This is a genomic window from Enterobacter sp. BNK-13 (assembly GCF_048685015.1).
Classification (GTDB): Bacteria; Pseudomonadota; Gammaproteobacteria; order Enterobacterales; family Enterobacteriaceae; genus Enterobacter; species Enterobacter quasiroggenkampii.
Map to the genome: position 1 here is coordinate 3691822 of NZ_JBLQTP010000001.1, position 23910 is coordinate 3715731.

Sequence of the window (23910 nt, forward strand, 5' to 3'; positions counted from 1 at the left end):
ACCCAAAATAAAACCAATAGCAACTACATTACTCACTATCAACAGTAAATTTTTCGTCGCTGACGTTCAGCTCAAGCTTAAGCTGCGTGGTAAATCCGCTATCGTTGAGGTTATGCACCACTTCGCTGATGATCCACGCCTGCTCGTCGATGACGCGTTTAAAACCGTTTACCAGCACCGGCGTTTCGGGGTACAGATCGGCGCGTCCCAGGGCAAGCTGGATGGAAAACTCTACGGTTCCCCGCTGAAGCGCGCGCCACTTAGCCTCTGCGGCCCTGAGCGCCTGCTCTTCAGAGGCATAGACCGTGGTGAGCTCAAATACGTTTTCCGCCGATCCCACCAGCCTCTCTTGCGGCTTCTGCTCCTTGCCTCCTGTTTCCGCTACTGGTGCGACGGCATCCGGGTGCTGCAGTGCTTCTGTCGGCTGCCCCCCTGATTGACGTGAAATACTCAATTGAGGATTTTGTTGCTTTGGGTCGCGCGTTTGCAGCCATTTGGCCGTCACGCCGGAATAATTTTCACGGTCAGCGACGGAAAAAAGGTGCTTATCGCCATCCCCACGCTCAATCATCATTAAGGGAATCGGCGTGCCGCTGGCCGTCACGGCCTGGCCCGCTTTCATAAAGATAATCTTCCCGGCTTTGATTGAAACAAATGCTCCATTACGTTCAGCAAGGCGGGAGAGGAACGCCGCGTCTGTCTCCTGAGACTGGTCAATATGAGAGATGGCGATGGATGCAAGCCCCGACGCGACGCTGGCGGTCAACTGGTTACGCTGAGCGATGGTATCGACTATCGCGCCAATCGTCGTGTCATGCCACGACTGTTCGCGCCGCACGTTTAGCTTTCCACGAAAATCTGCGCTGAATCCCCGGATGGTCAGCGTGTCCGGCGCGCCCCGGAATTGAATCGCATCAATCGTAAAGTCCCCTTTCTCCTCGAGCGGGGTTCCCTCCCATCCCAGCCATAAGGAGAGCCTTGCCCCCCGGGCCGGCAAGTCTAGTAGCCCGTCGGAATCATCCAGTTGAATATCCAGCTGATCGGCTTCCAGCCCACGTTTGTCGATCATGCTCAGACTGATAAGACGGTGGCTGAAATTCTGTGTGACATCGCGATCGTCAAGCTTAAGCATAAAATCAGGGGCGATTTTCCCACCCGCCCGGATATTCATTTCGGTGATCATCCCACCAGCCCTCCAATGCTATTACGTGCGCTCGTCACCAGCTCTTCGGCCTGGGTTCTCAGATCGCCAAACATCGTCACCAGCGATTCGTCCACGCGTTTCAGTTCCAGCGTAAAATTAATTTTTCGGGCGGTACCGTCACTGTAAAAATCCGAATGCGTATGCGTGACTTTTTCAATGATAAACATGCCGTGAATGATGCCGGTACCGTCTATCAACGGCCATGCCCGCCCCTCATTCGCCATCAGCTCAACCGCCTTGAGGGAAAGCCGCCCTCCCGTGAGCTCAGGGTAAAGCAGTCCGGAGAGGGTAAAAGATGTCTCGCCTTCGCCAAGGTACTGCCAGGCTTTAGGTTTCCCGATCCGATCGTTGGACGCCCAGCGGTAATCCTTTGTAAACTGCATTGTCTGATAGGGTAAGGTTCGTCGTTCAAAGACAAACAGACCCAGCACCATTAACATTTTATCTCTCCTCAACCATACATTAAGCTGGATTGCTGCCGTCTCGCTTTATCCTGTTCAATGCTATCTATTGTCTCCCGGATTTGACGCGTCAGATCCGTTGCGGAGGCCGTGCCCCCCTGCAGCGTGATGTGATATTCGCTTTTACTCTGATCGACGTAAGAGCGTCCTCCCGGCACGAGGGTTGGCTGATACCCCTGGCCGACGCCAGAGATCCCCGCCACCGGAATGGACGAACTGCCCGCAGGAGAGGATGTCGCGTCTGCTTTTGCCGCTGCGGCGTCGAGATGACCCGACTCGTTTTTGATAAGACCGAGTTTCTCCAGCAGCCAGCTGGCCTTGCCGCTCAGGCTGTTAAAGAGATTAAGCGGTGCCATTAACGCATCACCCAGCGCCTGTCCAAAAATCACGCCAGCGTTTTTACAGCCATCCAGCGTTTCCTGCGTCGCCTTGATCGGCGTAATCAAGTCGGTGAACCATTGCCAGATACCGCCCAGCTTCTCCGAGATAGCGTCAAATACCGCCATCACCGGTGAGAACAGCGCACCCAGCGGTGCGAAAGCCGTTGAAAGCCCTTCCATCACCCCACCAAAGAAGGCGCTGATGGGCTCCCAGTATTTGAAAATCAGCAAAGCACCGGCGGCAATCGCCGCGCCAAGGGCTATCACCGGCCAGCTAAGGGCGCCCAGCACCGTCATGATGGCGCCGCCCACCACGCTAAATACCATTCCTAACATCCCGGCCGCGGTAATAACCATATTGATGCCCGTCAGAACCGGACCAATAACCGTGCCTACGCCACCCAGTACCCCAGCAAACGCCTGCGCGCCGACAACAATGCTGGCAAGGGTCTGCGTCAGCTCAGGGTTGGCATTCACCCACAGGGAGGCCGTGCCAAGCCAGCCGGTTGCGGTTGTTATCAGGTTGCGCAAAGCGCCATCTGCTTTATCAAATACGTCAATCTTCAGCCCGCTCCACGCGGCCTGGAATTTGCTGATATCGCCGTCAAGATTGTCGGTCTGCACGGAAGCCACGAGCGCGGCACTGCCTGTTGCCCCCTGCAACTGCTGGCGTTTTTTATCAAGCGCGCCGTTACCCGCGGCTGAGCGCAGTGCATCCGGAGCCTGGGGCTGTCGCAGCATCGCGCTGAGCGCGTCCCCGGCGGCGGCACCGTTCATTCCCTTTTCCGTCAGAACGCCAAGCTGCGCGATTGTCTCTTCAAGACCCATACCGGTCGCATCCGCAGCGGGCGCAGCGGAGGTGACGGCCGCCGCCATCTCAACGAGACTGGTGTTCGAAGAGGTAAACCCGCGGGTAAGTAAATCTGCGATGCGTCCCGCATCCGTATCGGCCAGGTTATAGGCGGCCTGCGTGCTGCTGAGAATATCGGCTGCTTTTGCCGCGTCGACATTCCCCGCCAGGCTGAGGTTAACCGTGGGTACAGTGGCAGCAATAACCCCATCGGCGTCGTAGCCTGAACGAGCCAGTTCGGTTTGTGCACGGACGACCGTATCTGCGGGGACTCCGGTCCTGGCACTGACCTCCCGCGCCTGCTGGCGAATGGCCTCAAGCCGGGCGTCGCCCTTCTCCAGACCAAGGCTTGCCTGAATAGTCGACATCTGTTTTTCAAAACTGATGCCAGGCGCCATAAACCGGGACGTCTGATCAAAGCCCGCTTTGGCCATGCCCACGCCCGCATTAGCCAGCTGATGCACCCGCGCGGCAACGCGTTTGCCTGACTCGTAGCGATTCTGAACGGTACTCAGTTGCGCCTGCTGCTGATTGACGCGGGCCAGCGCATCCCGCTGTCGGTTAAGCTGCTGCGTTTTTTCGCCGATCTGACTTTTTAAACGACGCTCATCCGACGAAAGCGTTCGCGTGTTGATTCCCGCCTGAGCGAGTTCAGTCCGCTGACGCTGTACCGAGTAACGTAAGCTGTTGTACTCAAGCTTGAGGTTGGCTGCCGATTTTCGGGCAGCGGACAGCGCATCAGCCTGTGCCTGAGTTGGGTTTTGTGTGTTTTTAAACTGCAACGCCAGCGCCGCCGCCTGCTGTTTCGCCTGAGCAAGCGACTGCTCCGTCGTGGCGAGCTGGGCATTTGCTTTTCTGAAGCCGTTAATGCGCCCCGCCTGCTCGTCGAGCCCCCCCAGCGCCACCTGCGCATCGCGGATATCGCTCGCGAGAGTCAAGCTGGCGTTCTGAAGAGCGTTAAGCGGTCGGCTTGCACGATCAACTGCCTTAAGCAGCTCCTGAAGACTGACATTATTACTCATGGTGGTTTCCGCTTCGCTGCAGCGCTTTTTCGCGCCATAAGAGGAGTTCGGTCACGCTAAGGGTGTACAGTTCTGACGGCGGCCAGTGAAAAATCACCGCGATATCCGCCATCAGATCGTCGACCGACAGGTTTTCAGGAAATCTCAGCGAGCCGAAGCCGGTGACAAAAAACCGATCACCTTACCGGCAAAAGAGAGCAGATCGCAGGCATCCAGGCGAGCAACCTCATGCTCGGTCAGCGCCGGAGAGGTCATTCGCGGCAGCACCTTAATCAGCGCATCGACGTCAGATTGCGCCAGCGACGCCAGCGATACCCCGCGCAGGGTCCCCGCATTGGGTTTAGACACCGTCACCTGTTCAATTTTCTGCTCACCGCGCTGAACGGGGCTATCAAGCGTGACGATATGTGGGTTTTCACTTTCGTGCATGGCGGTCTCGTTGCTATTTTCCATTTCGTTACTCTTCTGAAAGTTAACTCACCGGCCGGTAATCCCGGCCGGTTAAAGGGTTACAGGCCGATGGCCTTACGGTGTTCTGCCAGACGATCGACGCCGTCGACTTTGAGCACCATGTTGATGATGTCGATCTCGATGATCTCTTTGCCATCAATGGTCAGTTGGTAGTACGCGCACTCGGTGGACATCTTGGTGGTGCCGCTCTCGCCCTGCTTGTTTTCACCGCCATCGAACTCTTTATGACGGCCGCGCATGACGATTTCGACGGCGGAGATTTCGCCGGTATCATCGCGCTGATAAGAGCCGGTAAAGCGCAGCGGCACGCTGTCCGCGCCCGGAGAGGCATACTGTGCCCACAGCGCGGCGTCCGGCAGACCGCCAACGGTCCACTCCAGCGCCAGGGCATCATCGTCCAGACCGAGATCGACAGAGACCGAGCCCGGCATACCGCCGCCACGATACTTCTCCAGCTTGCGGGTAAGCTTCGGTAGGGTCACAGACTCAACAACGCCCATATAGCTCAGGCCATCGTTGAACATATTCAGGTATTTAAGTTTGCGTGGTAACGCCATGCTTCAGCTCCTTAGCTATTAACCGAATCTGACAGGTCTGCCAGATAGGTATCGGTGATGCGCTGGCGCAGGGTCAGATTTTCCAGCGGCGGGACAGGGGTGTAGTCGTAATCGATATACAGTTTCCCCGCTTTCAGGGTGGTTGCGTCGTTCGACTCAGGGTCATACCAGCAGGAGCCGTCGACGATATAGCCGTTGGTTTTCAGCTCGCGGAACTTGGCATTAATACCGGAAACGATGTCGCGGATAAGCGTTGGGGTGATGGGTTTATCCATCGCCCACGCGTGCGCTTCCGCCATGGTATCGGCCAGCACCTGCGCGGTACGGGTGTAGTTTTCAAAGACGAATAACGGGTCGTCAGAGCAGGTACGGTTACCCCAGAATTTGAAGCCGTCGTTGCGAATCAGCGTGGTGACGCCCGCCTGGTTTAGCAGGTTCGCATCGGTAGCCTGTTCCTGCAGATCCCAGGAGACAGAGGCGCTTACGCCCGTAACGCCGTTGACGCCAACGTTTGACAGGGTTTTATGCCAGCCGATGGTCTGGTCGATTTTGGCGCGCAGGCCAAGCGCACGGGCGGTCGCCCAGGCCGTCGTCGTTGCGTTCGTGGTGGTATCCCATGCCAGAAAATCAGGGTGGATAACCATCAGCTCGCGCTGGCTGAAGTTTTTGCGGTAGTCGATCGCCTCAGAAATGGTTTTACATTCCCATGCGCTGACATAGCCGAACGCGCGCAGGCTCTGGCACATCGCGGCCAGCGCGGTTGCCACTTCCTGAGAATCCAGCCCCGGCACGCCGAGAATACGTGGCTTAACGCCGGTTACCGTTTTCGCCGTGAGAAGCGCCTTCAGGCCGGTATATTTACCGTTTTCATCGGTGGTACCGATGATGTTGGAAACGGTCTGTTTGCGCGCCTCCTCCGGGGTTTCTGCGGTGCCTTCGGCCACGCGAACAACAACGACAACCGGTTTACACTGGTCAGCAATCGCCTGCAGAGAAGCAGACAGCGTCCCCGCCTTGCCGGCTTTCGCAATCGCAGTTTGCACGTTGGTAATGAGCACGGGCTCGTTTAAAGGAAATGTCTTGTCGTCAGCGTCGCTGGCCGTACAGACCATACCGATGATTGCCGTCGAGACGGTGGAAATGGTGCGGGTGCCATCGTTGATTTCGATAACTTCCACGCCGTGGTGAAAATCACTCATCCGTTTAACTCCTTGGTTAGTTGGTGAGTGATATTGTCGCGGCTGGAGTTGTTATGAGCTAACTGTCACCGTCCAGCGATGACTGACACAACGATTGTCCGATTACCGTGGCGGGGAATTTTTTATAAAGCGTTGAAACACCCACATCAAAAATTAACGCAACGCGCTGCCGGGATTCTCCGGCAACAATCAGTCTTCCAGCCTGAGCCCATTCCTCCTGCGTCAATTTAGGGCGTCTGCCACCAATTCGCCCCTGTTCCCGCGCTGCGGCCAGCCCGGCGCACGTCCTCTCGACAATGAGCTCACGCTCCATTTCAGCAAGCGCCCCCATGATATGGAAGAAGAATCGCCCCATTGGCGTTGAGGTATCAATGCTGTCAGTCAAACTGCGGAAATTAATGTTTCGCTGGCGTAGTTCCTCGGTCATTGAAACAAGGTGGCGCATACTGCGCCCGAGCCGATCGAGTTTCCATACAACGAGAGTATCGCCCGCATTCAGTTGTCTGAGGGCACGATTGAGTCCCGGTCTGTTTGTCGATTTACCGCTGATTTTATCTTCAAAAATGAGCTCACATCCTGAACGCTGAAGCGCGTCACGCTGTAAGGCGGTGTTTTGTTCATTTGTTGACACGCGTATGTATCCGATAAGCATGTAAATTCTTCCTGTTAAAACCCAAAATCATGCCATTTAACTGTTAAACACGCATTTTCAAAAACCTTGGTTTAGGGGAGGCTGCTAAAAGAAGCGTGGGGACCAGTGCGAACCAGATCCCGGATATGAATTCATTCACATCACAGCAGTCATCAAACGGGTGGCAAAAATTGCCGGGTGGATTAATTTTACAGTGGGGGCTGACAACAACCTTTGGTTCAGAGCAAAATACATTAGTAACATTTCCGGTGGCGTTTCCTCATTCTATGCTGATGGGATATACGACTTACGCAAATACCACCGGTGATCCCGCAGCAGGGTCCATATATATTGGGCAGGTCAGGACAATGGGTAATACGCAAATGTATATACGTAACCTGGGACCGGGAAACGCTCAATATACTTGGCTTGTAATCGGATGTTAGGGGGAGTTATGTTTTACGCTAAATCAACCGGCGGATTTTATACACCTTATATCAACGGGAAAAACATTCCTGATGATGCTGTTGAAATCACAGACGAGAAATACCTTGAATTATTGCAGGATCAATCTGCCGGGAAAATAATTACTTCGGATGATAAGGGCAATCCAATTGCGATTGCTCCTCCACCACTGACACATGAAGTACTTATTAACCAGGCTGAACGCAAGAAAACATCTTTGTTACGGCAAGCAACGAATGTCATTGCACCATTACAGGATGCTTTCGATCTAGATCTCGCGACAGATGAAGAAAAAAACCAACTTATTGACTGGAAAAAATACCGGGTGCTGCTGATGCGTGTTGATACATCAAAGGCACCCGCTTTCAAGTGGCCTACATCTCCGGTTTCGGCGGAAGGGTAATGGCAGGCGCGGTACTGATATCGACTTTAGTCAGTTGGTATCGGTACCGCTGCCATTCTGCCAGGCGTGACACGTCTGCATCTTCGATATAGCCTCCAGTCTGAGCATCTGTCAGTGGAGCGATAATCGCTGTTGCTTCTGCCAGTAACTCGGTTTTCGTCTTTTCTGCCGTCACCACATCCGCAGCGTGCAGCGCTTTCAAGTCAGTCAACCACTGGCTACCGTTCCACTTATCATATGGCGTACCAGGGGCTTCTGTAGTCGTGTCTTTCGGATAATCACCCGGCAGGGATATCGTGACTCGTTGACCTGTCTTCGTGCTGTATACAGTTTCACTGCGATGATCGGCGAGGTACTCCCATGCGCTTAAGTCAGAGGTGCGACAGATAGTAAAACCTTCCAGAGCTACTCCAGGTGCATCAATACAGGATAAGGCTGGAATGCCTACACCTTCCACTAAATATTCAACGGATGAAGAAAGATATTCTCCCGTCGCCCCATCATAATTAAACACAGTAATCTCACCGGCCATAATGGCGATATGTTCACTGTTTAATTTTGCCATCACCATTATGCGGCCCTCACGATGTAGTTAAATGCGATGTTACGGGGGCGGGCTGAAACATAAGCCCACCAATCGTAACGCTGCGAATTTGCCGGACTACCTATCCATTTTTTTCCTTTAATATTTTCCCATTGTGCTGCGGTCATTACATCACCGAACCCATAGGCAGCAGACCCGATTGAGCTGATATCTCCCGTATCATTGTCATCAAAGCCCGAAACAATAGTACCTTCCTGGAATGACAGCAGCCCACGACCAGCGTCAATCCCTCGCCCGTCATCCCAGCCACGGATAAACTCACCACGTAAATCAGGTAATCTGAGCGCAGGATAAGCCAGTGCAAGCTTGGGATACTGTGAGGCGGTGAACGCCGCGCCATTGCATTTGAGCCACCCCGTCGGTGGATTTGCTGACGGCCACGGAACGGGGACGCCCACCGGCAAAGCTGACCCTTCTCCTAAACCAAGGTTTTTGAGAACCTCAGCACTCAACCCTGCATCGGCAATTTCTTTTAACGCATTGGCGATTAAAGGGTACTGTTTATGCGGATTATCAGCAGCAATGTGCTTTTTCATCTGATCATCAGCATAGCTCTTCACTTCAATAATTTTATCGTCAACATACTGGCGCGTTGCCAGCACAATTGACGGATCAATTTTCAGGGAAATTGAAGATGTGCTAGACACAATCAGAATCATGCGAATGGTCTGCGTGCGGCCACTTCCTTCCTGCAGCTGAGGCTTGTATGTTTCCGGGCAGTTAGCTACGGCGATCAGAATGCCGTCGTCGTCATAGAGACCGATCTCTCGGATCCAGAACCCTCCCTCATTCTCGGGAATAATCTGCTCAGCGATGATCTGGCTGGTATTGTTCGGATCAACAGCGAGCAGGTTTAGCGGCGCAATGCGTTTTTGGTTAACGAGCTTCGTCTGCGCAGGATCGGGGGTGGGCAACGTTCCGTTAGCGTCGCCTACCGCCATTTGCGTCAGATTGAGTTTTGTACCAAGTGCCGTCGCGTTAGCTAGCCGCGCCGCGCCCTGATTAGTCAGTATGGCAAAATATTTTGCGGTCATGCGTTCACTCTCAGGTTATCAATCAAATGGATGGCCGAGGCCGGGTAATAATCACCACCGACAATAAGTTCCTCAGTGGTATAGGGGTAAACAGCCAGCGCATCGCCGTGATAGCATCCTGCGCCGACATAAAACTCTCCCGTTGAGCTCAGGCTGATAGCCAGCCCGGTCATGTGTCTACTTGCCGGTTTGGCATCTTCAATTAGCCGTTCAAGCTCCTGATACATTTCGTCAGTGATGCCGTTATCAAGCACACCGACAACCAGACGGAATGTGCCTGGCTCCTCATCGAGCTGCCACCACTCGCGCACCTCTATCAAAAAGCCAAGCGGTTCCACCACACGACGCAATGCGCTGATGGTTCCTTTGTGCTGATGGACGAAAAACGAGGACATAATGACGCTGCGTTTTGTGCTCTCTGGCCACGCCTCATCCCAACGGTCTACCGACAGCGCCCATGCCAGGTAGGGAAGTAAATTCACCGGGCATGCGCTGGGGTTCCATAACGTGCGTAGCGGTACCGGCACACGCTCAATATTCGAGAGCGCAGCGGCAGCGGCGATTTCCAGGGGTGAGGACCCAACGGGTAATAGCCTGTCACTCATCCGAACCCCCGATAGTTATCTGATACGAGGTACAGTTCGATGCCTGCGACTTAGTCAGCACAATGTCAGACTGGGGAGATATCAGTTCAACGCGCTGCACACCTTCAACGTGAAGTGCTGCATAAATGGCCGACAGGCGGATATCGCGTCCAAGGCGATGCTGTGCGCTGATATAATTTTGCAGTTTCTGCTCTGCTGCTTGCCTGATAGGTTCAGACTCTGGTCCGGGATAAACGTAGAGCGTTGCGTTTATCTTGTAAGGCACAATTTCTGCTGACTGAACTGTCACACGATCGCCGACCGGGCGGACGGTTTCAGCGTTAAGCGCTTTTTCAACAACCTCCAGTAATTCAGGACGAGCGGTGCCATCACCCTCACGGGATAACACCGAAATCGTCACGTGTGCAGGCTGAGGGCTTTCAACCGAAACGTCAGCGACCCGTCCGTCGGCACTTCGACCATGATATTCATAGGCTCCAACCGGCCCCGCGACGCTCAATCCTTCAAATGCCTGCTGCGCGCGCAGTCGAAGGTCAGCATCTGACTCCATGACGACCGCCGTTGGCGGAATGGTAGTGTCATCTCCCGGGGTGATGATCAGGCGTTCGGTGTTATTGTTTCCCGCGATAACATCAAGGTCGTGACCGGCAGCATAGGCCAGCGTCACAGCTAGTGCTGCCTCGTTTACACGCTGGCGCCAGATAACTTCCCGGTAGGCGTTCTCCTGCAGGAGCTTCACAATCGGCTCGGATTCCAGCGTCAGCGTCCGTGCAATCGCCTCTCGCTCCTCTTCCGGATAGAGGGAGACAAAGGTGGCCTTTCGTTCTGCCAACAGCGTTTCATAATCCACCTCCTCCACGACATCAGGCGCGGCGAGCTGGCTCAGATCAACAATAGCCATAGCGTTTAACTCAGTGAAATGGTGATAGAAAAGGATTGTCCGGAGGTCGGGCGCGTGCCGGTAATATCGACATACAACGTCCCGTCGTTCTCCGAACGTTCGAAAGTGATGGCCGTCAGGCTTATCCGCGGCTCCCATTTCTGGATGGCGGAATAACAGGCGGCCATGATCTGCAGGCGCAGCGCCGGGCTCTGCGGCCTGTCGATCATCGCCGCCAGCAGCGAGCCGTAATCCCGGCGCATGACCCGCGAGCCAATCGGCGTAACCAGAATGTCGCGCACGCTCTGCCGGATGTGGTCAGCCTCTGAAAGGCTTAGCCCGGTCTGCCTGTTCATTCCCCTGTAACGCACCGTCATTGTGTCCCCTTAGTCCAGCTTCCGCCGCTTTGCACACTGCCGTGCGCGTGGTTGTCCACCTGCACCCCGTTGGAGGTCAATTTACCGCCGGAGTGCTCAATATTTCCGGTCATCACCCCGCCCTTCTGCACTTCCAGCGAGGCGGTAATTAACTTGTTGGTACACACCACTTCAGGCGTATCCAGCGTGATGCGGGACGTTGAGATCACCCGCACCTCCGGCACGGTGGCGGTCAGCGATTCAGAAGCGGAAATGTCGGCCGTTTTAATGCCTGAAACCGTCAGCGCCCCGCGTCCGGGTTCGTACTCGATCACCGCGCCGTCAGGGAACGCGACGTGGAACGCGTCAGGCGACCCGGACGGCGCCGGATGGTCGTCAGAGAAAATGCCGGGCAGCACAAAGGCGGTATCCAGCTCACCGCCGATGGCCAGCAGCAGCACCTGCTCTCCCTCGGAAGGGGCCCACCACACGCGCGAACGTCCCGCACGGCAGGTTAGCCAGTTCAGCCAGGTGGTTTTCATCCCGCCGGTCTGGACACGACAAAGCCCTCTGTTGAGGTCAACGTCGGTCACAACACCGATACGAATCAGATTGCGGATCGCGCGAGCGATACCGTGCATGGAAGTTAATGTATTCATGAGAAGAGAATGCCGTTCAGGAGGAACGGCAGCAACGAGACGGGGTTTTCTGCGGGATGATACAACAAGCGGTCCAGACAGCAGGCGGCTGGCGGCCTTCAGCGTGGGGAGCTTAGTCCTCCCACTGGCTGACCAGCTCACCGTTGATGTACAACGCCTTCGGACGCGTGACGGGCTCCGGCAGCGGCGGCTCCGGGGAATAGGTCGCGTGCAGAACGCCCTGTTCCTCGGAAACAAGAATGCGCTCGGTTAATTGCATGCTGATGCTGATATCCATCGTAGCGTCATCGTTTAAAACGATCGCGAAGGTATATCCGTTTTTGCGTCCCTCATCGAGGGTAAAAATGTCCGGCTGGTTTTCCCGCAGCCAGGCCAATACCGGAACAAAAAATCCCTCGCTGTCGCCCGTGAAACCGCTAACCTTCGCGTTCAGCACATACCGTTTTTCAAAGGAGAGCGAGGAGGCAAGGCGGGCGTCTATATTGCCGCTGCCGACCGACATCTGCAGGCGCTCCGGGTTGGCATTCAGTTGGGGGATCGCGTCAATTAATGCCTGACGCAGGCTCTTGAGTTTGTGCATCGAGTTTATCCTGACAGTCTTTAATGGTTTCAACCTGCAGCGCGCAGGCGATAAGGGCGTACTCAAGCCTGCGTATATCGGCGCTGAGATCGCCGTTAGTGGCGGGTTCGCTTCCCGGCATCGGGCAGCGGCTCACCTTCGGGCAGGCGTTGTAAACAATGGGCTGCGGAGGCGCAGGCGGTGCGGGTGTGCAACCTGCGCACAGCATCAGGCAGCTGAGCGGTATACCAGCGGCGTAATGCTTCATTTTCATTGAGTAATCTCCCGATAGTCGCTTCCCGTCTTGCCCTCTCCTCGCCCGCAGTAACAAGCTCTTCACGGAGCCTGACCTGGGCGTTTTCGTTTGCTCTGGCCATCCGTTGCGACTGGGACAGCTGATGGTTAAGCGTGGCGAGGGCATTTTTTTGTTCGCTGGCGACCCGGTTGGCCGTGGCTAAGGAACGGGACAGGGTCTGGTTGTCATGACGAAGCCACAGCGCGATCGCCAGCAGCCCGGCCAGCAGCAGCATGAGGACTCTCATGGCAGCCCCTTCATGCACCAGGCCTTCTCGCGGACACGGCGATTTTCCAGACCAGTATTTTTAACGCCGTTGACGTACACCCAGCGGGTAAGCTGTTCGCACGCCTGCGACCACTGTTTACGCTTAATAAAAGACACCAGAGTCGAACGGCAGGCGGCGCCTGCACCAACATTAAAGGTAAAACTCACCAGCGCGTCGTAGACCCGCGGCGGCATCTCCACCGGCGCGCACGTCGCCAGCCGTCGCTCAACGTTGAGCACATCAGCAACCAGATTTACCGCGGCCTCACGCTCGGTAATGTCCCGCGTCGGCACAACGTTTGCCGTGTGGCCAATGCCTGACGTCCATACCCCAGCGCTGCACCGGTAGGGCGAGAGGCGACAACCTTCGAGATCGGCAATCAGCGCCAGCCCCTCAGGGGACGTTTTCAGTAAACGAAAGTCGGGCATCAGCACAGCCAGGGCCAGCACGCCGGCGACGCTGCAACGCTTAATGATTGAGTTCACGAATGCTCTTCTTATCGAGGCCCAGCGACTGGAGATAGCGCCAGGTTTTTCGCTTAAACCAGTAGTTCGTCAGCGCGGTAAAAATGGCGCAAACACTCCCCACGTACAGCGCGACCTTTTCAGGCGACATCGCCCCGAACCAGGCCAGCGCCACGGCCAGCCAGTAGGCGATAAACGTGGTGATTTTCTCCAGGCTCAGTCCCATAGATTTACGGATTCTTTGGTAGGGGCGCTATTTACCTCCGGCATCTCTACCGGTGTGCCGTGAGGCAAGATAACGCCTGACTCCGCGAGGCCAGGATTGGCCTTCAGAACGGCTTCTACGACGCCAGCCGTGCGCCCATAATAACGGGCGCAAACGGCATCAAGCGTGTCCCCCTGCATTGCATAGATCTTCATCAGACGCTCCCAACATCCGGTTACCAGGTACTGTAGAGTTTCCCGGGCTGGCGGCCTTTTCGCTATCGCTGACGGATGGACAATCGCGGACACAACAGACCGTCCACATGCAGCGAAGCGTGGGTCAACGAAAGCGCAAAATCAGAATGAGGGCGTGCGTTCGGGTAATGACGCTGGGCTAGCGCCAGCTCTCGTCTTCCCAGACTTCCCGGAGAATATTATCCAGCATCTCGCGATCGGCTTCTCCTTCGAGCCCCTGGAGCTCTACTCCCGTCATCGATCCTATTTTCACGGTCACCCGCGATGACGGGAACAGGGATCTTATTCGGCGGGTCAGTTCGTTCTGGAAGGCCTCGACGACGCCATGGCCAATCTGCTGGTCTTTATCGAGCGTAATGTTCACCCGAACGTTACCCTCTTTTTTGATGCGTTCCGGAACAGGCGATGCTGAGAAAACAACGGTAAACGCGTTGTTTTTGATTAAATTTCCCCGCGCAATCTCAGCAATCAAATTCAGGGCAATCTCACGATCTCTTTCCTGACATGTTCCTTCTGTCGTCAGTCGAGCAATCATCTCGACGCGTTCAATCATGACCTGCTCGTTCAACTCTCTGTCCACACAACCTCCACCACGAGATACTGTATAAACATACAGTAGCACGTATTCATAAAAAGAGTGAAGCGAAAAATCAGAACTCTTCACGGTATGTGCATGATATCGATGGAGATTAGCGTGCTCTCAGAGCGAACAGATCCGATAAATGCCCAATACGTTCAAGGATTTTCCGCGCCTTGTGCTGATAAGAACGCGCTGCCGGAAAGAGCGATCCGTCAGCTGCGCCTCTGCACCATTTGTCGTTAAAGCGGCCTACGCCGCCCGCCATAAGATGCAGGGCCTCTGCGCGACTGATGGCGATTCCGGTGGCGAGCCAAACCTCATCAATCACCTTCTCCGGGACCCCGTTCTGCGGATCCCGCTCGTAGATAAAGGGCGCCGCTGCGCCGGGCCGGATGTGCCTGATACGCTCGGTTAATGCCCGTCTCGCACGCCGGTTAAGGGGTTGAGAGAGATCGCTCAGCGTACAGTTATTGACAGAACTCCGAGAAGGCGCAGATACATCCTCAGGCTCCTGGGCCCGCTTCGGCACAATTTTCCACTGCGTGAGCCGGGTTAAAACCGGGCTGCCCGCGCCGACGGCGGCATCGTACACGCCGCGGATGCGGACCGTTTCTTCGCCGTACTGGTTAAACCCGGTACCCGGCTCATACAGCGTGCGCACCTGTAAATCATCGCGACGCACAAACGGGCCGCCCTGTGCAGTGACGTAACCCGCCCAGTCACCGGCGTCGGCAGCTTCATGGACGGCAGCAAACTCGACGCTCAGACCACGCGCGGTCTCTGCGTCTGCCAGTCGGCGCAGCTCGCGGTAGACCGTTACCGGCGCGCCGCCGATGAACTGAAACTGGCGAATGTGCCAGCGCCCTGCCCAGGCCGATACGGCGGACGCCGTCTCCTTCAGCAGGCCGCCGCTTTCGTTATCGGTCTCGCCATCGAGCGCATAGCCGTCGATATTCTTTGAGATGTATTTGGCGATATAGCCGGTAGCGCTGCCTTTCTGCGGATCGATCGCGTCCGCGTGAAAGCGAGCCTGTCTGGCGCTTTCGCTCTGCAGCTCAGCGGCATCCTCCTCCCGGGCGTAGTCCCCTATAATCCGGCGAACGCATTCGACGTCTTCCGGCCGCATAAACACCAGCATGTGCCAGTGGGGCGTACCGTCGTGATGGGGTTCCGCGACGCGGATACCAAAGATACGGCGACCTTCCCGGTGCAGCTTTGCGCGGATGCGCGCCCACACCCGGGTGAGGTAGCCTTGCGTATCCGCCGGGCTGGCCCCGTTCCACTTCGCGTTGGGGTAGCCCGATTTCACGGTGGCGTGATACTGCGCGGGGGCGGTTAAGGTATAGAATTCGCCCACATAGCCCAGCGCCTGGCAGATATTTTCAAACCCGCGAATGCGGGTCATGAGCTCACAGCGACGTATCGCCGGGTTGGCCACCGAGCTATCGTATTTTTCAATCAGGCTAATGCGGTTGCCCTCTTCATCTTCCAGCTCCATGCCCTTGAGAAATTCACGGGTGCGGCGCTTCTGCTCGCGCCACTCGGTCACGCAGCGTTTGCTCGCATACGCCATTCTCTTTTTGCTGACGTTGCCGAGAGCAATCTGCAAATGCTCGCGCCAGGCAGCCGCGATCCGACGTAAACGCCCGCGCCACCACGCCTCGGAAAACATCCGCATCACCGCGGCGGCAACATCGTCTTTGTTGAAAAATGTCTTCGACACCCGCTCCCAGTGCGGAGGCGACACGTTGAACTGCCGGGCGATCAGTCCGGCGCGCTGATACCAGATGAAGAGCGTCTGGTATTCGCCCATATCGGCATCGTTAATATTTGCCAGCTCGCCGCGAATAAAGCTGGCAATATCGCCCGCCAGCAGGTCGATATCCGCGCGGGACATATCCGGCAGACGGTTATAGCGGGCAACCAGTTCAACCATTCGCGAGGCAAGGTACTGCAGAAGCTGGGTATCGAAATGGCCTTTAAACACGGCTCGGGAGACTGCGTCATGCAAACCTGCGCAGGCATAGCGTTCAGAGACCCGCCGCAGGCGGGGCAATATCCTGTTGCAGAAGCGGATCAAAAAGGCGTTAGCCTGCGGGCTGCCACGATGCTGTTCGAGGGCGTCAACCGCGCGCCAGACCTCAAAACGCACGCAGTCAGGCTGCTGTGAGAGGGCCATTCTTGCCTGCTGCAGCGCCGCGAAGAAGCGATCGCGACGCTGCTGCTGGGCATGGGTAAGATAAGGGCTGGCGATGGCTGACCGCGGCGCATTCCACGGATAAGCGAATGACGTAGCCAACTCACCCTCCCCGGACGTGTTTATTTTTCATCTCCGCGATCTCCTGACAGGTGACGCACAGGGCCACGCCGGGCACCGCCATACGGCGCGCCTGTGGTATTGGAGCCTCGCACTCCTCGCAGAAGAAACGTGAAGGCGATGCGGGTCGTCTGCGGGCGCTATTAATGTGGCGCTCTCTGTCTTCTTGCTCGCGCGCCTGGGCAAGATCGATAAAATCGGCCATCAGTGCAGCTCCTGGGATTCACGCTCGTAGCGGGCCGCCTCGTGGCACAGCAGTTCGGCAACGTCTTCTCCGCTCATGCCGGTTTTGTAGATCTGGCTTGCCAGCGCCTCCAGACGCAGGGAGACCGCAAGGGCGCGCGCGCATCGTTCCTCTGTTTTTGCCTCCATCAGCAGGCGTTGCAGTTCTTCACTTCCGATCGGATAAGGGCGGTTTTCACTGTGTCGCATTACGCGTTCTCCTTAAATTCAGGCAACAGGGTGCCCGGCGGGTTTACGCCATTCGTTTTTGGGTTGGGTTACAACGGCATGGTCAGCCGTTCAGGAAATAAACTCACAACAGCACGAAAATGATTCATCGCGGTAATTAGCGCTCTTTTCTCCTCTGTGGTCAGCTCGCTGATATCGCACTCATGACGGGCGACGGGTAATCTCGCCAGGAAAAAGAGAGCGGCCAGCGCCCTGCTGTTCTCCTCAAAAAAGGGATCGCGCTTATCGCGCATGTCAGCCATAAACCGTGCCAGCTCTTTCCCGCTATCGCTCCCGTAGCGGGCGCGCAGTTCAGCGATGTGGTTAAGCCCGCTAAGACGCGCCCCCACGCTTAGTGGAACCCTTGCACGGGCAGCTTCTATCGCCATATCTCCCCTCGCGTAAATGTATGCACGCTAATGCGTTCAAAACGGGCAGAGCACGGCTTTTTCCGCCGTTTGAGGATTGCGATTTCGGAAGCCATGCTGCATGATTCCCATTTTGATAATGCCTGCAATCATTAGCCTCAGTTTGCCAACGTCTGCCGCTGATTGCCCGAATTTGTAATGATACTAATACCCAAATGAGTATTAGTAAACGCCCAAAGGAATATATTTTGATACTAGATTCTCAAGTGAATAATGAAGAATTGCTCGATAGAATCTGTCAGGTATATGGTTTCACGCAGAAAATCCAGCTGGCCCGACACTTTAATATCGCCGCCAGCTCGCTTCAGAACCGCTACGCGCGCGGTACCATCTCTTACGACTTTGCGGTTCAGTGTGCGCTGGACACCGGCGCCAGCCTTCGCTGGCTGATGACCGGCCAGGGTGCGCAGTTTGCAGGAAACCCCGCCCCGGGCGATCCCGTTTCGGTTGCGACATTCACACTCAGTGACGGGAGGCTGGAAGAAAATTCCATTTTGAGTATCGACGCTGCTTTCTTTAGCAAACCGCTGACGCGCGGCATCGCCGTCCGGGCAGAGGGGAAGCTGCACTTTATCGAAAAAGAGGCGTCGTTAACCGACGGCCTGTGGCTGGTTGAGATTGAAGGCACCGCCAGCATCCGCGATCTGACGCTGCTGCCGGGGAAAAAACTTCACGTGGCGGGCGGCAAGGTTCCCTTTGAATGCGGTATCGACGAGATAAAAACGGTGGGACGCGTGGTGGGGATCTATAGCGAAGTAAGCTGAGGATACTAAATTCAAGGCTGACGAGATTCGCCAGCCTTTTGGTTGATTTTAAATGCTATTTTTCGATGTAGTTGTAAGAAGTCAGAATTCCTTTGTCAGAAAAATCGACGGACAGGTGCTGCTTGCGATCCAGATTAAGAGGAATGATGAGATAGATACGACGATCGATGATCTGCGACGTATACTCCCAGTGGCGCGTATTATTGTAGTCAGCCGTATTTGCTGGTACGCCAAAAGCAATCAGCACATCTTTGCGGGTCGTGACCTCTGGGACCAGCTTCTGCTTTATCTCTTTTTCCGAATACTGAGCCAGGCTTGTCGCCTTGGTTCCGTCGTAGTTCGATGCACATGAGGCGCTCAGGAGACAGGCTAACGCCACGCCTAAAAAGTTAATGGCTTTCACTGTACAAAATCCTTTTCAACATAAATGCCATTGACGGTATCAAGCGCGACTTCTTTCATATAAAGCACGCAATATCCCGTTTTATCGCTATAGCTAATATGCCCTTCGTAGATCTTTTTCTTTTCTGGCGTGAAAGTCAGCGATACATTACATCCCTGATATAAAGCGTGCTGGATAGTGGTTTTTTCATCTGGCACAATCAACGTTTCGAAATAGTCTTTGTCGTATTTCTTCCCCGTGACTTTAGGGAGACCAATATCTTTCGTCGACCCAAGGAAAGGGTTCAAATAACGATTGTGCTTAAGTACCCACCCACCTGTTTCTTTACCAGATTTATCATACTGATAGATGCCATAACTCATCGGCGGCCCAATGAGACGAAGCTTAGCGACATCCTCGCTACTCGGCGGTGGCGTGTACATTTTCGGCTCAGGAAAGAAAGTACTGCAGCCAGAAAGACTCACTATTGCTGGAATAATTATATATTTTAAAAATCGCATACCGTTACCTTTATATATATCCTTGCTTATTTTTCAGAGAGACACCCCGAGGCATTAACATCCCTGAATGTTATTAACAAATCACTCATAGATATAAAGGTCAACTAAAAAAAATAAATTTAGGTTTAGTGTAATAAAAATGCGCGTGCCGTTGGATTTTGAGGAGTTTATTAATACTCTTTGAACAACGAATCGCCAATGTTGGCTCACTCTTCAAGCGTGGTAACACTGGCAGAGCGGGAACCGTAAACTCAACCCCTCCAGTTCCTTTACTCACAAACTGCAAAACTAAAGAAATCCCCCATCGCGCCGATCATCATCCGTGTGTATTATTTCCTGTGGCTTTTACAACAACTAACCTTAACTCAAATACTTAAGCGCCAAAGCGAAAGGCATCATGAGCACACCGATCAAACGGCTAGAAATCATTAAAAATGCCATTGAGCTGGAAGATGATGACATCATCCAGAGCCAGCTGACACGCCTGAAAAATGAAGCGTTTGACGATGAGCTACAGGCAATCGTCGTGGCGCTTGAGGAGAAGAACTACACCGCGGCCATGGCGGCCATTACCGCCTGGCTGCAGGGCCAGCGCGCCGTGACCCCGTGGCGCGATCCGCAGGTGGCGGCCAGCAAGCTGGAGCTGAAGGCGCTGGAAGAGCGTCTGCGCGATCTGATTGACCGCCGCAACGCGCGGGTGCAGCAGCTTGATGAGTTTAACGATCTCTATTTCTCCCGCCTCGGGCCGCTGATGCAGCAGATCCTCGCCCTGCGTAAAACGCTGGCGGAGCTGAACCTGCGTCGTCAGCAGGCGGAAGCGCGTCGTCGCGAGGAGGATTACCGTCGCTGCCAGCACTATATGGCCCAGGCGGTAGAGGTGCTGGCGACGCTCACCCAGCGCTGGCGCGATCTCCCGGCTGACTCCGTCCAGGCCGCCGAGGCACGTAAGCATCTGGAGCAGCAAAGCAATCTGATTGCCAACCTGTTGGCCGAAGCGCAGGAGCTGGAGAGCGGCTTAACGCGCGAAGAGGAGCCTGCGCGTCAGGCTCGCGACGAGGCCAACGAAGAGTACGAGAAGTATCGCGAACAGCATCACGATGCCGAAGTGCGGCTGCGCAAAGGTAAGCATCTTTCGCAAGAGGACCAGAACGAACTCAAGCGTCTCTGGCGGCAGGCGAGCAAGCTCTGCCACCCGGATCTGGTGGCGGACGATCTGAAAGAAGAAGCCAACAACATGATGGTGCAGCTTAACCAGGCGAAGCAGCGCGGCGATGTGAAAGCCATTCGCTCGCTGGTGGCCCGCCTGCAGCAGGGCTTCGAGCCATTGATGGCCAGCGACAGGCTGAACGATCTGGAACGTATCCGCAAAAAAATGGCGCAGGTCCGCGAGCAGATCGACACCTTAGTGAACGAGCTGGCGGAGCTGGAGAAAGAGGAGTCCTGGCTGCTGGTCTCCTCGCTGAGCAATATGGAAGCGTACTTTGCTCAGCAGGAGAAAGCGCTGCACGAGGTCCGCGCCTCGCTCGAACATCAGGTGAGCGAAGCGCAGCTGGATTCGGCAGCCTGATTATTTGGCGTGCCAGTATGCGCTGGCATGCACCAGCTGCGGGTCAATGGCGTCGGCTTCAAACTGACGGCTCAGGCTTTTCACCACCTTCCCTTCCCCGGTCAGCCAGATAAAGTAATCGTCCCCCGGAACGGTCAGCGTCGCCAGATGGTCCGCGACTGCCTGCTCGCTGTGGCCCACCACCCAGGTGATGTTGAACGCGCTCAGGTGCGCCAGATAGTCCTTATACGATTCATCCCCAACCGTCACGATCGCCTGCACGTCCGGGCGAACCGGCAGTTGCGCAATGCTCTCTAAGCGTCGACGCAGCGCGGGCATGCCGGACTCGTCGCACACGTACAGCTGCCAGGCGTAATCCTCCGGCACCACCAGCGAACCGCGCGGGCCGCCGATGGTCAGCTTATCGCCTACCTTCGCTTGTAGCGCCCATCCGCTGGCTATGCCGCCGTCATGAATGAAGAAATCCAACGCCAGTTCATGACGGGCCTCATCGTAGAGCGGCGTATAGTCGCGCGCCTGCGGACGCACGCCGTCACCCCAGTCGATGCCTTCATCGGTGACCACCGGCGGCGTAAACGTCGTCCCGGGTGCCGGGAAAAAGACTTTGGTATGGTCGTCGAAACCGCGGGAGCTAAAGCCCTCCAGCGCCTCGCCGCCTAGCACAATACGCTGGAAACCCGCGCTGACGCGCTCAACGCGGAGCACCGTCAGTTCGCGAAAACGCAGGTCATTACGAACACGCTGTGGATAACGGGTAGATGCCATTTTTAGACCCTTTTCTGGTGAATACGATATATCTAAATCAATTTTCAAATGATAATGATTACTAATAAGGAAAAATGCAAGATCTTTTAGATTGCATCTGAATATATCTTAGATATAGTTTAGATATATCAAAATGAAGGGCATATTATGCGACACGAACACGATGGCGGCGGGCGTCGGCCGCGCTTTTTTGGCCACGGCGATCTGCGGCTGGTGATTCTGGATATCCTGACCCGTAGCGCAAGCCACGGCTACGAGCTGATCAAAGAGATCGAGAACCTGACGCAGGGAAACTACACCCCGAGCCCGGGCGTCATCTATCCAACCCTGGATTATCTGCAGGATCAGACATTTATCACCATTACGGAAGAAGAAAACGGGCGTAAGCGCATTGCGATTACCGCTGAAGGACAACGCTGGCTGGATGAAAACCAGGAACAGCTGGAACAGATCCAGGTGCGTATCAAAGCGCGCAGCGTCGGCTTTCAGCTACGCAAAAACCCGCAGATGAAGCGGGCTCTGGATAACTTCAAAGCGGTACTGGACCTGAAGGTAAATCAGGGAGAGCTCAGCGACGCGCAGCTTAAGCAGATTATCGGCGTGATTGACCGCGCGGCGCTGGAGATCTCCCAACTGGATTAAGCCGGTGCGTGCTCGCTCACGCGGAAGACGCGTACCAGCTCTTTAAGGTGCATCGCCTGTTCATTAAGCGATGCCGCCGCCGCGACGGACTCCTCCACCAGCGCGGAGTTTTGCTGGGTGGTGGCGTCAATCAGGCCAATCGCGCTGTTAATCTGCGAGATCCCCTCCGTCTGCTCATGGCTGGCCTGACGGATCTCACGCAGGATCGCATCCATCTCCTCCACGTTGCCGACCATGCCGTTAATCAGCCCACTCGCTTTTTCGACCAGGTTCATCCCGTCCTGGGTCTGGCTGGTGGAGCTCTCAATCAGCTCCCGGATTTCGCTGGCAGACGACGCGCTCTTCTGGGCAAGCTGGCGCACCTCCCCGGCGACCACCGCAAAGCCGCGGCCATGCTCACCGGCGCGCGCCGCTTCCACCGCCGCGTTCAGCGCCAGAATGTTGGTCTGGAATGCAATGGCATCGATCAGGTCGATAATGTCGGACATCCGGTTGGAGGTCTCGTTAATCAGGCGCATTTTACTGGTCACCTGCTTCATCATCTCACCGTTGTTTTTGACCACCGTGGCGGCATCGGCAGAAAGATTGGTCGCTTCACCGGTATGCGAGGCGGTATTTTTCACCGTCGCGGTGATCTGCTCCATCGAGGCGGCAGTCTGTTCAACGGAGCTGGCCTGCTCTTCCGTGCGTGCGGCCAGATCCTGGTTACCGGCGACAATCTGCGCGGCTGCGCTGGAGATATTCTCCGAGCCGGTCTGCACCTGCTGCACAATGTCCAGCAGACGCGTCTTCATCTCCATCAGCGCATGCAGCAACAGGCCCGTTTCGTCTTTGCCGTGTGGCGTGATGCTGCCCGTCAGATCGCCCTCTGAAATCGCTTTTGCGAAATTCACCGCCTCACCGAGCGGGCGGGTGATAGCGCGCACGATAAACCAGCCAATCAGGCTGCCTGCCGCAACGCTAAAGAGCGTGAGCAGGATCAGCAGTAGACGGTTAGACCTGAAATCCCCTTCCACCTGCGTACCCGCACGCTGCATCTCGCTGTTCTGAATGGCAATCAACTCCTTCACCTTCGCTTTATAAGCCTGCTGCACGGCAAGGGTGGTGGTCATCATCTCCTGAATGGCGCCCGCACGGTTGTTGTTCTGCACTGCCTGCAAAATACGATAGCGCGAATCCAGATACTGCTGGCGCACGCTGCGGATATCCGCCAGCACCTGCTGAGACTTTTGATCCTGCAAGGCGTTGTTCAGCTCGCCCAGAATCACCGTAATATGCTCGCTGATCTCTTTCAGGCGCTGCTGAGATTGCCCCGTGTAAGTACCCTGCTCGTCCAGCAGCATCAGCTGTTGAGTGCTAATAAATTCCTGGAAGTTATCGATTAACTGGTTCGCTTTTACCGTGGTCGGATAGTCATGGGTAATAATGGATTGCATCCCATTATTTGCCCGGTTCAGACTCAGCAAAGACACACTTGCGCTGATCGCCATCAGGACAATAAAGAACCCAAACGCCAGAAATAATTTCGTGCCGATCTTTACGTCATGTAAGAACATATTTACTCCATCGATGTGATTATTTCTCAGACGATCGCTGTTATCGGTAACGGATTGGCTAACTTTATGACTTTGATCGTTTTTTTATTTCATAACCCTCACAATGCATAGG

34 protein-coding genes are annotated in these 23910 nt (G+C 55.3%); 5 read left to right on the forward strand and 29 right to left on the reverse strand.

Annotation, left to right across the window (positions count from 1 at the left end):
* Positions 1 to 28 precede the first annotated feature (28 nt).
* The 8 genes from ACMGGQ_RS17745 to ACMGGQ_RS17780 are packed head-to-tail and all read right to left on the reverse strand — an operon-like array spanning position 29 to position 6796.
* Positions 29 to 1183, reverse strand: a complete 1155-nt coding sequence (locus tag ACMGGQ_RS17745) for a phage late control D family protein (RefSeq protein WP_420290357.1) — start codon at positions 1181 to 1183, stop codon at positions 29 to 31.
* The gene (locus tag ACMGGQ_RS17750) at positions 1180 to 1644 is read right to left on the reverse strand and encodes a phage tail protein (RefSeq protein WP_045910024.1); all 465 of its coding nucleotides are present in this window, start codon (positions 1642 to 1644) and stop codon (positions 1180 to 1182) included. The genes ACMGGQ_RS17745 and ACMGGQ_RS17750 overlap by 4 nt, the downstream gene beginning before the upstream one ends.
* Before the next feature lie 11 nt (positions 1645 to 1655).
* Positions 1656 to 3917 carry a phage tail tape measure protein gene (locus ACMGGQ_RS17755; protein WP_420290358.1) on the reverse strand — a complete coding sequence of 754 codons (2262 nt, stop codon included), beginning with the start codon at positions 3915 to 3917 and terminating at the stop codon, positions 1656 to 1658.
* Positions 3910 to 4029 carry a GpE family phage tail protein gene (locus ACMGGQ_RS17760; RefSeq protein WP_041908052.1) on the reverse strand — a complete coding sequence of 40 codons (120 nt, stop codon included), beginning with the start codon at positions 4027 to 4029 and terminating at the stop codon, positions 3910 to 3912. Before ACMGGQ_RS17760 ends, ACMGGQ_RS17755 begins: the two co-directional genes overlap by 8 nt.
* A gap of 32 nt (positions 4030 to 4061) precedes the next feature.
* The gene (locus ACMGGQ_RS17765; protein ID WP_248272440.1) at positions 4062 to 4370 is read right to left on the reverse strand and encodes a phage tail assembly protein; all 309 of its coding nucleotides are present in this window, start codon (positions 4368 to 4370) and stop codon (positions 4062 to 4064) included.
* A 56-nt stretch (positions 4371 to 4426) separates the two neighbouring features.
* Positions 4427 to 4945: a phage major tail tube protein gene (locus tag ACMGGQ_RS17770; protein WP_023309235.1), complete on the reverse strand. Its 519-nt coding sequence runs from the start codon at positions 4943 to 4945 to the stop codon at positions 4427 to 4429.
* An 11-nt stretch (positions 4946 to 4956) separates the two neighbouring features.
* The gene (locus ACMGGQ_RS17775) at positions 4957 to 6144 is read right to left on the reverse strand and encodes a phage tail sheath protein (protein WP_420290359.1); all 1188 of its coding nucleotides are present in this window, start codon (positions 6142 to 6144) and stop codon (positions 4957 to 4959) included.
* Positions 6145 to 6202: 58 nt separating this feature from the next.
* Positions 6203 to 6796, reverse strand: a complete 594-nt coding sequence (locus ACMGGQ_RS17780; RefSeq protein ID WP_406915561.1) for a recombinase family protein — start codon at positions 6794 to 6796, stop codon at positions 6203 to 6205.
* Between the two features lie 125 nt (positions 6797 to 6921).
* On the opposite strand from ACMGGQ_RS17780, the gene ACMGGQ_RS17785 reads away from it, so the two are divergent.
* Both ACMGGQ_RS17785 and ACMGGQ_RS17790 read left to right on the forward strand, forming a co-directional pair.
* The gene (locus ACMGGQ_RS17785; protein ID WP_406915562.1) at positions 6922 to 7221 is read left to right on the forward strand and encodes a gp53-like domain-containing protein; all 300 of its coding nucleotides are present in this window, start codon (positions 6922 to 6924) and stop codon (positions 7219 to 7221) included.
* A gap of 8 nt (positions 7222 to 7229) precedes the next feature.
* A complete protein-coding gene (locus tag ACMGGQ_RS17790; RefSeq protein ID WP_406915563.1) occupies positions 7230 to 7643 on the forward strand; it encodes a tail fiber assembly protein in 414 nt (137 codons plus the stop codon).
* On the opposite strand, the gene ACMGGQ_RS17795 is transcribed toward ACMGGQ_RS17790, so the two are convergent.
* From ACMGGQ_RS17795 to ACMGGQ_RS17875, 17 genes are all read right to left on the reverse strand, one after another.
* On the reverse strand, positions 7615 to 8214 hold the full coding sequence (locus tag ACMGGQ_RS17795; RefSeq protein WP_406915564.1) for a tail fiber assembly protein: 600 nt from the start codon (positions 8212 to 8214) through the stop codon (positions 7615 to 7617). The two genes, ACMGGQ_RS17790 and ACMGGQ_RS17795, sit on opposite strands and share 29 nt — an antisense overlap.
* Positions 8214 to 9281, reverse strand: coding sequence for a phage tail protein (locus tag ACMGGQ_RS17800; protein ID WP_420290360.1), 1068 nt, complete (start codon positions 9279 to 9281; stop codon positions 8214 to 8216). Before ACMGGQ_RS17800 ends, ACMGGQ_RS17795 begins: the two co-directional genes overlap by 1 nt.
* Positions 9278 to 9886 (reverse strand): phage tail protein I, encoded by a 609-nt coding sequence (locus tag ACMGGQ_RS17805; protein ID WP_167213368.1) that lies wholly within the window; start codon positions 9884 to 9886, stop codon positions 9278 to 9280. The genes ACMGGQ_RS17800 and ACMGGQ_RS17805 overlap by 4 nt, the downstream gene beginning before the upstream one ends.
* Positions 9879 to 10787: a baseplate assembly protein gene (locus ACMGGQ_RS17810; RefSeq protein ID WP_420290361.1), complete on the reverse strand. Its 909-nt coding sequence runs from the start codon at positions 10785 to 10787 to the stop codon at positions 9879 to 9881. The genes ACMGGQ_RS17805 and ACMGGQ_RS17810 overlap by 8 nt, the downstream gene beginning before the upstream one ends.
* A 5-nt stretch (positions 10788 to 10792) precedes the next feature.
* Positions 10793 to 11143 carry a GPW/gp25 family protein gene (locus ACMGGQ_RS17815; RefSeq protein WP_023616182.1) on the reverse strand — a complete coding sequence of 117 codons (351 nt, stop codon included), beginning with the start codon at positions 11141 to 11143 and terminating at the stop codon, positions 10793 to 10795.
* Complete coding sequence (locus ACMGGQ_RS17820) at positions 11140 to 11781, reverse strand: phage baseplate assembly protein V (protein WP_045910032.1); 642 nt, start codon at positions 11779 to 11781, stop codon at positions 11140 to 11142. The genes ACMGGQ_RS17815 and ACMGGQ_RS17820 overlap by 4 nt, the downstream gene beginning before the upstream one ends.
* Before the next feature lie 112 nt (positions 11782 to 11893).
* The gene (locus ACMGGQ_RS17825) at positions 11894 to 12361 is read right to left on the reverse strand and encodes a phage tail protein (protein ID WP_048224969.1); all 468 of its coding nucleotides are present in this window, start codon (positions 12359 to 12361) and stop codon (positions 11894 to 11896) included.
* On the reverse strand, positions 12324 to 12569 hold the full coding sequence (gene lysC, locus ACMGGQ_RS17830) for an Rz1-like lysis system protein LysC (protein ID WP_234084609.1): 246 nt from the start codon (positions 12567 to 12569) through the stop codon (positions 12324 to 12326). The genes ACMGGQ_RS17825 and lysC overlap by 38 nt, the downstream gene beginning before the upstream one ends.
* Positions 12457 to 12882: an Rz-like lysis system protein LysB gene (gene lysB / locus ACMGGQ_RS17835; RefSeq protein WP_045910034.1), complete on the reverse strand. Its 426-nt coding sequence runs from the start codon at positions 12880 to 12882 to the stop codon at positions 12457 to 12459. The genes lysC and lysB overlap by 113 nt, the downstream gene beginning before the upstream one ends.
* A complete protein-coding gene (locus ACMGGQ_RS17840; protein ID WP_023616186.1) occupies positions 12879 to 13388 on the reverse strand; it encodes a lysozyme in 510 nt (169 codons plus the stop codon). Before ACMGGQ_RS17840 ends, lysB begins: the two co-directional genes overlap by 4 nt.
* Positions 13372 to 13593, reverse strand: a complete 222-nt coding sequence (locus ACMGGQ_RS17845; protein WP_023616187.1) for an HP1 family phage holin — start codon at positions 13591 to 13593, stop codon at positions 13372 to 13374. The genes ACMGGQ_RS17840 and ACMGGQ_RS17845 overlap by 17 nt, the downstream gene beginning before the upstream one ends.
* Positions 13584 to 13787, reverse strand: a complete 204-nt coding sequence (locus ACMGGQ_RS17850; protein WP_024906438.1) for a tail protein X — start codon at positions 13785 to 13787, stop codon at positions 13584 to 13586. Before ACMGGQ_RS17850 ends, ACMGGQ_RS17845 begins: the two co-directional genes overlap by 10 nt.
* A 178-nt stretch (positions 13788 to 13965) precedes the next feature.
* On the reverse strand, positions 13966 to 14406 hold the full coding sequence (locus tag ACMGGQ_RS17855) for a DinI-like family protein (protein WP_023616189.1): 441 nt from the start codon (positions 14404 to 14406) through the stop codon (positions 13966 to 13968).
* Between the two features lie 109 nt (positions 14407 to 14515).
* Positions 14516 to 16705 carry a replication endonuclease gene (locus ACMGGQ_RS17860; protein ID WP_420290362.1) on the reverse strand — a complete coding sequence of 730 codons (2190 nt, stop codon included), beginning with the start codon at positions 16703 to 16705 and terminating at the stop codon, positions 14516 to 14518.
* Position 16706: 1 nt separating this feature from the next.
* Positions 16707 to 16928, reverse strand: coding sequence for a TraR/DksA family transcriptional regulator (locus ACMGGQ_RS17865; protein ID WP_048028939.1), 222 nt, complete (start codon positions 16926 to 16928; stop codon positions 16707 to 16709).
* Positions 16928 to 17155, reverse strand: coding sequence for a DUF2732 family protein (locus ACMGGQ_RS17870; protein WP_023616297.1), 228 nt, complete (start codon positions 17153 to 17155; stop codon positions 16928 to 16930). Before ACMGGQ_RS17870 ends, ACMGGQ_RS17865 begins: the two co-directional genes overlap by 1 nt.
* Before the next feature lie 68 nt (positions 17156 to 17223).
* Entirely contained in the window at positions 17224 to 17562 is a 339-nt protein-coding gene (locus tag ACMGGQ_RS17875; RefSeq protein WP_023616298.1) for a DUF5347 domain-containing protein, read from the reverse strand.
* A gap of 227 nt (positions 17563 to 17789) precedes the next feature.
* Here ACMGGQ_RS17875 and ACMGGQ_RS17880 point away from each other — a divergent pair, with 227 nt between their 5' ends.
* Positions 17790 to 18365, forward strand: coding sequence for a phage repressor protein CI (locus ACMGGQ_RS17880; protein ID WP_045910040.1), 576 nt, complete (start codon positions 17790 to 17792; stop codon positions 18363 to 18365).
* 55 nt (positions 18366 to 18420) lie between these two features.
* Here the strand turns inward: ACMGGQ_RS17880 and ACMGGQ_RS17885 are convergent, their stop codons facing one another.
* Both ACMGGQ_RS17885 and ACMGGQ_RS17890 read right to left on the reverse strand, forming a co-directional pair.
* Positions 18421 to 18768 carry an outer membrane protein assembly factor BamE gene (locus ACMGGQ_RS17885; protein ID WP_045910041.1) on the reverse strand — a complete coding sequence of 116 codons (348 nt, stop codon included), beginning with the start codon at positions 18766 to 18768 and terminating at the stop codon, positions 18421 to 18423.
* Positions 18765 to 19268: a hypothetical protein gene (locus tag ACMGGQ_RS17890; RefSeq protein WP_080347321.1), complete on the reverse strand. Its 504-nt coding sequence runs from the start codon at positions 19266 to 19268 to the stop codon at positions 18765 to 18767. The genes ACMGGQ_RS17885 and ACMGGQ_RS17890 overlap by 4 nt, the downstream gene beginning before the upstream one ends.
* 397 nt (positions 19269 to 19665) lie before the next feature.
* On the opposite strand from ACMGGQ_RS17890, the gene ACMGGQ_RS17895 reads away from it, so the two are divergent.
* Entirely contained in the window at positions 19666 to 20835 is a 1170-nt protein-coding gene (locus ACMGGQ_RS17895) for a DNA repair protein (protein WP_045910042.1), read from the forward strand.
* On the opposite strand, the gene ACMGGQ_RS17900 is transcribed toward ACMGGQ_RS17895, so the two are convergent.
* Entirely contained in the window at positions 20836 to 21600 is a 765-nt protein-coding gene (locus ACMGGQ_RS17900; RefSeq protein WP_420290363.1) for a siderophore-interacting protein, read from the reverse strand. It abuts the gene before it with no gap.
* A gap of 147 nt (positions 21601 to 21747) precedes the next feature.
* On the opposite strand from ACMGGQ_RS17900, the gene ACMGGQ_RS17905 reads away from it, so the two are divergent.
* Positions 21748 to 22242 carry a PadR family transcriptional regulator gene (locus ACMGGQ_RS17905; protein WP_045910044.1) on the forward strand — a complete coding sequence of 165 codons (495 nt, stop codon included), beginning with the start codon at positions 21748 to 21750 and terminating at the stop codon, positions 22240 to 22242.
* Here ACMGGQ_RS17905 and ACMGGQ_RS17910 read toward each other — a convergent pair.
* The gene (locus tag ACMGGQ_RS17910; RefSeq protein ID WP_045910045.1) at positions 22239 to 23798 is read right to left on the reverse strand and encodes a methyl-accepting chemotaxis protein; all 1560 of its coding nucleotides are present in this window, start codon (positions 23796 to 23798) and stop codon (positions 22239 to 22241) included. The genes ACMGGQ_RS17905 and ACMGGQ_RS17910 overlap by 4 nt on opposite strands.
* Positions 23799 to 23910 lie beyond the last annotated feature (112 nt).

What these genes read in the sequence shown, in the direction of transcription:
- ACMGGQ_RS17905 (WP_045910044.1), top strand. Translation starts at nt 21,748, where the DNA reads ATGCGACACGAACACGATGGCGGCGGGCGTCGGCCGCGCTTTTTTGGC.
- ACMGGQ_RS17805 (WP_167213368.1), bottom strand. Translation starts at nt 9,886, where the DNA reads ATGAGTGACAGGCTATTACCCGTTGGGTCCTCACCCCTGGAAATCGCC.
- ACMGGQ_RS17745 (WP_420290357.1), bottom strand. Translation starts at nt 1,183, where the DNA reads ATGATCACCGAAATGAATATCCGGGCGGGTGGGAAAATCGCCCCTGAT.
- ACMGGQ_RS17755 (WP_420290358.1), bottom strand. Translation starts at nt 3,917, where the DNA reads ATGAGTAATAATGTCAGTCTTCAGGAGCTGCTTAAGGCAGTTGATCGT.
- ACMGGQ_RS17770 (WP_023309235.1), bottom strand. Translation starts at nt 4,945, where the DNA reads ATGGCGTTACCACGCAAACTTAAATACCTGAATATGTTCAACGATGGC.
- ACMGGQ_RS17800 (WP_420290360.1), bottom strand. Translation starts at nt 9,281, where the DNA reads ATGACCGCAAAATATTTTGCCATACTGACTAATCAGGGCGCGGCGCGG.
- ACMGGQ_RS17785 (WP_406915562.1), top strand. Translation starts at nt 6,922, where the DNA reads ATGAATTCATTCACATCACAGCAGTCATCAAACGGGTGGCAAAAATTG.
- ACMGGQ_RS17875 (WP_023616298.1), bottom strand. Translation starts at nt 17,562, where the DNA reads ATGGCGATAGAAGCTGCCCGTGCAAGGGTTCCACTAAGCGTGGGGGCG.
- ACMGGQ_RS17845 (WP_023616187.1), bottom strand. Translation starts at nt 13,593, where the DNA reads ATGGGACTGAGCCTGGAGAAAATCACCACGTTTATCGCCTACTGGCTG.
- lysC (WP_234084609.1), bottom strand. Translation starts at nt 12,569, where the DNA reads ATGCTGTGCGCAGGTTGCACACCCGCACCGCCTGCGCCTCCGCAGCCC.
- ACMGGQ_RS17790 (WP_406915563.1), top strand. Translation starts at nt 7,230, where the DNA reads ATGTTTTACGCTAAATCAACCGGCGGATTTTATACACCTTATATCAAC.
- ACMGGQ_RS17820 (WP_045910032.1), bottom strand. Translation starts at nt 11,781, where the DNA reads ATGAATACATTAACTTCCATGCACGGTATCGCTCGCGCGATCCGCAAT.
- ACMGGQ_RS17870 (WP_023616297.1), bottom strand. Translation starts at nt 17,155, where the DNA reads ATGCGACACAGTGAAAACCGCCCTTATCCGATCGGAAGTGAAGAACTG.
- ACMGGQ_RS17795 (WP_406915564.1), bottom strand. Translation starts at nt 8,214, where the DNA reads ATGGTGATGGCAAAATTAAACAGTGAACATATCGCCATTATGGCCGGT.
- ACMGGQ_RS17850 (WP_024906438.1), bottom strand. Translation starts at nt 13,787, where the DNA reads ATGAAGATCTATGCAATGCAGGGGGACACGCTTGATGCCGTTTGCGCC.
- ACMGGQ_RS17895 (WP_045910042.1), top strand. Translation starts at nt 19,666, where the DNA reads ATGAGCACACCGATCAAACGGCTAGAAATCATTAAAAATGCCATTGAG.
- ACMGGQ_RS17910 (WP_045910045.1), bottom strand. Translation starts at nt 23,798, where the DNA reads ATGTTCTTACATGACGTAAAGATCGGCACGAAATTATTTCTGGCGTTT.
- ACMGGQ_RS17825 (WP_048224969.1), bottom strand. Translation starts at nt 12,361, where the DNA reads ATGCACAAACTCAAGAGCCTGCGTCAGGCATTAATTGACGCGATCCCC.
- ACMGGQ_RS17900 (WP_420290363.1), bottom strand. Translation starts at nt 21,600, where the DNA reads ATGGCATCTACCCGTTATCCACAGCGTGTTCGTAATGACCTGCGTTTT.
- ACMGGQ_RS17865 (WP_048028939.1), bottom strand. Translation starts at nt 16,928, where the DNA reads ATGGCCGATTTTATCGATCTTGCCCAGGCGCGCGAGCAAGAAGACAGA.
- ACMGGQ_RS17780 (WP_406915561.1), bottom strand. Translation starts at nt 6,796, where the DNA reads ATGCTTATCGGATACATACGCGTGTCAACAAATGAACAAAACACCGCC.
- ACMGGQ_RS17765 (WP_248272440.1), bottom strand. Translation starts at nt 4,370, where the DNA reads ATGGAAAATAGCAACGAGACCGCCATGCACGAAAGTGAAAACCCACAT.
- ACMGGQ_RS17810 (WP_420290361.1), bottom strand. Translation starts at nt 10,787, where the DNA reads ATGGCTATTGTTGATCTGAGCCAGCTCGCCGCGCCTGATGTCGTGGAG.
- ACMGGQ_RS17750 (WP_045910024.1), bottom strand. Translation starts at nt 1,644, where the DNA reads ATGTTAATGGTGCTGGGTCTGTTTGTCTTTGAACGACGAACCTTACCC.
- lysB (WP_045910034.1), bottom strand. Translation starts at nt 12,882, where the DNA reads ATGAGAGTCCTCATGCTGCTGCTGGCCGGGCTGCTGGCGATCGCGCTG.
- ACMGGQ_RS17775 (WP_420290359.1), bottom strand. Translation starts at nt 6,144, where the DNA reads ATGAGTGATTTTCACCACGGCGTGGAAGTTATCGAAATCAACGATGGC.
- ACMGGQ_RS17815 (WP_023616182.1), bottom strand. Translation starts at nt 11,143, where the DNA reads ATGACGGTGCGTTACAGGGGAATGAACAGGCAGACCGGGCTAAGCCTT.
- ACMGGQ_RS17760 (WP_041908052.1), bottom strand. Translation starts at nt 4,029, where the DNA reads ATGGCGGATATCGCGGTGATTTTTCACTGGCCGCCGTCAGAACTGTAC.
- ACMGGQ_RS17890 (WP_080347321.1), bottom strand. Translation starts at nt 19,268, where the DNA reads ATGCGATTTTTAAAATATATAATTATTCCAGCAATAGTGAGTCTTTCT.